General features: G+C 31.8%; 5 protein-coding genes. 1 reads left to right on the forward strand and 4 read right to left on the reverse strand.

What is annotated here, in order from left to right; translation table 11 throughout:
* Window positions 1–401 precede the first annotated feature (401 nt).
* The 4 genes from ACFCYN_RS24800 to ilvA form a co-directional block, all read right to left on the reverse strand.
* The gene (locus ACFCYN_RS24800; RefSeq protein WP_172445095.1) at window positions 402–1,592 is read right to left on the reverse strand and encodes an MFS transporter; all 1,191 of its coding nucleotides are present in this window, start codon (window positions 1,590–1,592) and stop codon (window positions 402–404) included.
* 101 nt (window positions 1,593–1,693) lie between these two features.
* Window positions 1,694–2,794: an alkene reductase gene (locus tag ACFCYN_RS24805; RefSeq protein ID WP_375952695.1), complete on the reverse strand. Its 1,101-nt coding sequence runs from the start codon at window positions 2,792–2,794 to the stop codon at window positions 1,694–1,696.
* 74 nt (window positions 2,795–2,868) lie between these two features.
* Window positions 2,869–3,132: an ArsR/SmtB family transcription factor gene (locus tag ACFCYN_RS24810; protein WP_172445097.1), complete on the reverse strand. Its 264-nt coding sequence runs from the start codon at window positions 3,130–3,132 to the stop codon at window positions 2,869–2,871.
* A 524-nt stretch (window positions 3,133–3,656) separates the two neighbouring features.
* Window positions 3,657–4,916, reverse strand: a complete 1,260-nt coding sequence (ilvA, locus tag ACFCYN_RS24815; RefSeq protein WP_172445098.1) for a threonine ammonia-lyase IlvA — start codon at window positions 4,914–4,916, stop codon at window positions 3,657–3,659.
* A gap of 235 nt (window positions 4,917–5,151) precedes the next feature.
* On the opposite strand from ilvA, the gene ACFCYN_RS24820 reads away from it, so the two are divergent.
* Window positions 5,152–6,033 (forward strand): 5'-3' exonuclease, encoded by an 882-nt coding sequence (locus ACFCYN_RS24820; RefSeq protein WP_375952699.1) that lies wholly within the window; start codon window positions 5,152–5,154, stop codon window positions 6,031–6,033.
* Window positions 6,034–6,244 lie beyond the last annotated feature (211 nt).

Here is a 6,244-nt window from a genome sequence, read left to right on the forward strand (position 1 = left end):
AGTTTAAAGAAATATGTATAGTTCACAAATCGTTAATTTGAGGCTTTCCGAATACAATTATAAATCGGTTACAAAGCATTAGGAATACTTTTATACAAAATTTATTTGAAAAAGGTTGAATTTAAATTATTATAAAAATTCATATAATTCCAATATTAAAAGTTTTGTTTTTTTAGTAAAACATATAAGGAGATTTAAGAACATAACCAAAAAGAAAAAAGACCACATTTTGTGGCCTAAAGGTATTGAAAAATAAGCTTATCAATTAATAATCAATTTTTCGTAAAGGGAGTATTATAATATTGATTTCCATTACAAGACTCTTAGACTACAATGTTGACTAAGAGTTAAATTTACTTTTTTACAATACTAAAAATAATTAAATTTCTTATTCGCTCAAACTAAGCTCTTATTTGTTTTCCAACACTTTGTCTAGCTTTCTTTTCAGTCATTAAGTATTGTGATAATACAAATGTTATGATCAAAGAAATAATAACAGGAATTGAGCCCATCCAAGTAATTGAACTGATGGACAATTGACTAACTGCAAGTCCTCCGATAGCAGCACCAAAAGCAAAGCCTAATTGCATCATTGATTGGTTTAATCCTAATAAAACATCGGATGATTTTGGTGAAATCGTAGCTAAGTTGAATTGTTGTGTTGCTCCTGATGACCAACCAGCAAATGACCATAATGTAAGAATAATGATTACAGTATTAATTGAACTAGTTATAAAAGTTAATAAAATGATTGATAAAATATTAAGTACAAGTCCTCGTTTTAAAGTAAGTGTAATCCCCCACTTGTCTGCACTAAATCCGCCGAACTTAGATCCAATTAAACTTGCTATTCCTAGTATTAGTAAAGCAAAACTTAAAACGTGATCGCTCATTCCAGTAGTTTGAACAAGATAAGGTGATAAATAAGTAAAAACAATTCCGTACCCGCTCATTAAGAAAAACGTAATGGATAGAGCTAATGCAATTTTTGGTTTTTTAAACATTCCAATTTGCTGTAATAATGGAATTGGTTGATCACCGTGAGTTTTTGGGATTGTTTTAATAATAACTACTAAAGCAAGTAGTACGAATATTGCAACTCCAAGAAAGACTAATTTCCAATCATATGCAGATGCAACAAATCTCCCAATTGGAACACCTATAATTAATGAAGCTGTAAACCCCATGACAACTGTTGCAATGGAACTTGCCTTTTTATTTGGTTGTGCAATTTTAGCAGCTAAGCTTAGTACTGTTACAACTGTAACACCAGCACTTAAAGCCATAACGATGCGTGCAACCATAAATAAACTGTACCCTGGTGCGATCATTGCAATTAAATTTCCTACTATAAATACGCTTAAAGAAAATAAAAGTAACTTTCGGCGTTCCATTTTTGCAAATACCGCCATTAATATTGGTGTACCGATTGCATAGATTAATGAATAGACAGTAATTAATTGGCCTGCCGCTTCAATGGATATACCTAGTTGATTTGCTATTTTATCTAAAATACCAGATATAACGTACTGTGAAGTTCCAACTAAAAAACTAATCATTGCTAAAATATAAATTTTCCCATTAGTAGACATAATTTAATTCCTTTCGAATTAATTTCGTATTTCTATAAATACCGAAATAAAGATTTTTAGAAAAGGAAGCTACTAATAAGCTTCCTTTTTATTTACAAAAATTAGATTAAACTATTTAGATGCTTTTTAGCATCATATTCTTCAATTTCTTCGCCATTTTTCAAACGGTGTAAAAGATCTGGATTAGAAATTAATGGACGGCCGAACGCAGCAACATCGATTGTTCCTTCAATTATAGCTTTTTCTGCCATTTCAGGATCTATTGTTCCTACTCCAACAATCGCTCCATCCCAGTATTTTCGTACAAGCTGATGCATCGTTTTACCATCTGCAAGTACACGATCAAATTGCATAATTGATGGATGTAATAAAGTTGCACCAACTTCTTTGAATGCTTCAATAAACGTGCGAATAGCGTATTCAGGATCCTCCCACATATATCCTGGAATATCAGCTTTATGTGCAGAAAAGCGAATCATCGTTCTCTCAGTACCAATTGCTTCGATAACAGCTTTTATAACTTCTTTCATAAATGTTAATCTTTGTGGGAGATCGCCACCATATTGATCGGTACGATTATTTGTAATATCAGAGTTAAATTGATCGATTAAGTATCCGTGTGCAGCATGAATTTCAACACCATCAAAGCCCGCTTCAATTGCATTTTTAGCTGATTGAGCATATTGATTAATTACTTCTTTAATATCCTCTAACGTCATCGCTTCAGGAATATCATATGGCTTACGATATCGAGAAACTAAACCTTCTGCACGAATTGCTGATGGTGCTTGAGGTGGCATGTTTCCAGCTAGCTCGTGATGAGATAGGCGTCCTACGTGCCAGATTTGTGAAATCATTGTGCCTCCTTCTTTATGAACAGCATCAGTTACCTTTTTCCAAGCATTAATTTGCTCCTTAGAATAAATACCTGGAACACCAGGGTAACCTTTACCGCGTGGACTAATAACAGTACCTTCAGAAATAATCAATCCAACTCCATCAGCAGCTCGTTTGCGATAATATTCAACAACATCATCTCCAACTACACCAGTTTCATCATCTGCAAAGCATCTTGTCAATGGAGCCATTGCTGTACGACTTTGTAAATTCAACGCACCTATTTTAACAGATTCAAAAAGCTTACTTTCTGATCCATTTTGTAATTTTCCCCAACTAGTTTTTTCTTTACTTTCTAAACTCATATTCAGTTCCCCCTTTTATTATTCGGTATTTCTATAAATACTGAAATAATAAATAAAATTTTACCGCTTTATTTTTAAAGTAAAGCGGGTGCATATTTTTCCAAAACTTCTCTTTGTAAACTATAGTATCTGAAAGTACCTTCTTTGCGGACAGTAAGTAAGCCGCAATCAAGTAATGGTTTTAAATGATGTGTCAATGTAGAATTCGCCGATACCTTTATTTGATTCTTCATTTCAAGACAAGCTAATTCCGATTGCTTAGCAAGTGCTTTTACAATTTGCAATCGAGTTGATTCTCCTAATGCTTTATATACCCTTACTGCAATATCATCGTTCACCACTATGACCTCCTTTCAAAGACCAGCTCTTATTTCAGTATTTCTAGAAATATTGTATTTTAATTTATTCGTAAAGTCAAGGTTGGTGATTTTCTTTTTTTAAGAGAATTTATATTTGTGTGAAATGCGAACAAAATATGAATTTTGTTGATAAAGTCATGAATTTTATTGATATACTGCTGATTTTTGTTGATATAAGGCTAATTTTTGTTGATATAAGTCTAATGTTTGTTGATATAAGGTTAATGTTTGTTGATACGCTGCTAATTTTAAATGATACGCTGCTTATTTTTATTAATATTTGGCATAAATCACTGACTTTCGGGCGTATTACATATTCTTTGCGTTATTTTTTCATAACTCACAAATATTTACGTTTATTTCATAATCATTTTATGTAAGTAATCGATATTCTTCCGTAAACAACTAATATTTGTGCGTAAGCAGATGAACTTTTAATACTTAAAATACAAAATTCCACAAGGATTAACCTTGTGGAATTTTTCACTAATTGCCCAATTCATTTAAATTAGTAGATTAAATAAAGTAGGGTTGTTATTGATTTCCATGAATTGAATTTCATGACAAATCATTCGCTCAATCAACGCTTTATAATCTGATTTGTTTGCTAATTCAATTCCGACTAATGCTGGGCCATTGTCCTTATTGTTTTTCTTAGTGTATTCGAATCTAGTAATATCATCATTTGGCCCCAATACTTTATCAAGGAACTCACGTAATGCACCAGAACGTTGTGGGAAGTTGATGATGAAATAGTGCTTTAATCCTTCATGTATTAAAGATCTTTCTTTAATTTCTTGAAGTCGGTCAATATCATTATTTCCTCCAGAGACGATACAAATGACGTTTTTACCTTTTATTTCATCTTTAAATAATTCTAAAGCTGATATCGACATTGCCCCAGCAGGTTCAGCAATGATCGCGTTTTTATTATAAAGTTCTAATATGGTTGTACAAATCTCACCTTCTGGAATAGCAACAACTTGATTGAGTACTTCCCGACAAATTTCATAAGTTAAATAGCCAACTTGGCCAACCGCTGCGCCATCAACAAACTTTTCAATAGAAGGTAATGAAACAACTCTTCCATTTGCAATTGATTCTGCCATTGACGCCGCACCCATTGGTTCAACTCCAATTACTTTCGTTGAAGGACTTATACCTTTTATGTATGTGCCAACACCAGAGCTTAATCCACCGCCGCCGATCGCAACGAATAAATAATCTACTGGACGATCAATTTCATTTAATATTTCAACAGCTACTGTACCTTGACCTGCAATAACATCTGGATCATCAAATGGATGAATGAATGTCATTTGATTTTCATTACAATAAGTTTGAGCATTTTGATGAGCAATATCAAATGTATCACCGATTAAAATAACTTCAACAAATGGACCCCCGAAGAATTTCACTTGAGATACTTTTTGATTTGGTGTAGTTGATGGCATGAATATTTTTGCATAAACCTGTAATTGATTACATGTGTATGCCACCCCTTGAGCATGATTGCCCGCACTAGCACAAACAACTCCTTTTTGTCTTTCATCATAAGACAAATTGCTAATTTTGTAATATGCACCTCTAAGCTTAAATGAACGGATTATTTGTAAATCCTCTCGCTTTAAAAATACGTTACAATCATATTTTTCACTTAGCATCGTACTAATCTGCAAAGGTGTCTTGTTCGTAACTTCTTTCAACGTATTATAGGCAACTAAAATATCCTCGATTTTAACAGTACTTTTTACTTTCTCCATATTACTACCTACCCTTTGCAATTTTTTATATAAATTTCATTATAGTAAAATTCAACTAATAAATAAACAGAAAATTCAATATTTTAATTAAAGTTTTATGTCTTTTTACATTTTTGCAGAATTTTACGTTAATTTATCTTTCGTTCTATTTAGAATTAATACATTAGTTATCATTTTAAGTAGAATATGCTATGATTTTTATATTAAATAAATAGATATTAGGTGATTTATAAATATGGAAAATCAATCTTTATTATTAATTGATGGCTTTAACTTATTAAGTAGAGGTTATTTTGCAACTTCTTATGGTAGAAGCGATGAGCAGCTTTCTAAAACGAAAGATGGAGTTTATATAAATGCATTAAGAGTATTTATCCCAAAGCTTTTTAACTTAATTAAAGAACATGAAATTACTCATCTTGCAGTTACTTGGGATGTTAAGCGTGAAGAAACTGATCGTCGAAATAAATATGATTTTTATAAAGCGACTCGTGGAGAACTACCATCGCCACTTATTGAACAATTTTTCACTTTAAAAACAGCACTAGAAGTAATCGGCATTGCTCAACTGGAAATGGCACCTTACGAAGCTGATGACTTAATTGGCACTTTATCAAATCATTGGTCTAATTCTGTTAAAAATAAATGCTATATTTATAGTAATGATCGAGACCTGCTACAATTAATTAATGAACATACTTCTCAAATCATTGCCCAAAAAACGGGAGAAATCGTTTATTCTTTAGAACACTTTAGTAATGATTACGGAATTCATCCGAAACAATGGGTTGATGTAAAAGCATTATTAGGTGACTCTAGCGATAATATTCCTGGTTGCCCTGGGGTTGGAGAGAAATCGGCAATTCCATTAATTCAAATTTATAACACAGTTGAAGAATTGTATGAAAATATGGATAATCTTGACGCTAAATTTAATCGCTACAAAAAGAAATTAGAAGCTGGGAAAGACTCAACTTTTATTAGCAAAGAGCTATCTGCGATTACAATTGATATTCCTCACTTTGCTGAATATACTTTTGAGGACTTAGAAATTAAGATTGATGAAGAAAAATTATCACTTAAGCTTGAAGAATTAGAAATTCGTGTAAAACGATAATATGACTATTTAAATAGAAGTAAAAAAGAACACTATATATCGATGTAGTGTTCTTTTTAAAATAGGCTCTGTTAAAATAAAATGTTGATATTTGTATATAAAAAAGACTGTTTAAGTTGATATTATCCCTTTATAGTAGACACGGGAAAAAGCCTATCCCTTATAATGGATAGGTAATCTACTATAGGGGGATTTATTATGCCTTTAAAAG

The sequence above is a fragment of the Gottfriedia sp. NPDC056225 genome (assembly GCF_042267765.1).
Lineage (GTDB): Bacteria > Bacillota > Bacilli > Bacillales > Bacillaceae_G > Gottfriedia.

Bases quoted from the DNA above. Each gene is read 5' to 3' on its own strand.
- ACFCYN_RS24800 (WP_172445095.1), bottom strand. From the start codon at position 1,592: ATGTCTACTAATGGGAAAATTTATATTTTAGCAATGATTAGTTTTTTA.
- ACFCYN_RS24805 (WP_375952695.1), bottom strand. From the start codon at position 2,794: ATGAGTTTAGAAAGTAAAGAAAAAACTAGTTGGGGAAAATTACAAAAT.
- ilvA (WP_172445098.1), bottom strand. From the start codon at position 4,916: ATGGAGAAAGTAAAAAGTACTGTTAAAATCGAGGATATTTTAGTTGCC.
- ACFCYN_RS24820 (WP_375952699.1), top strand. From the start codon at position 5,152: ATGGAAAATCAATCTTTATTATTAATTGATGGCTTTAACTTATTAAGT.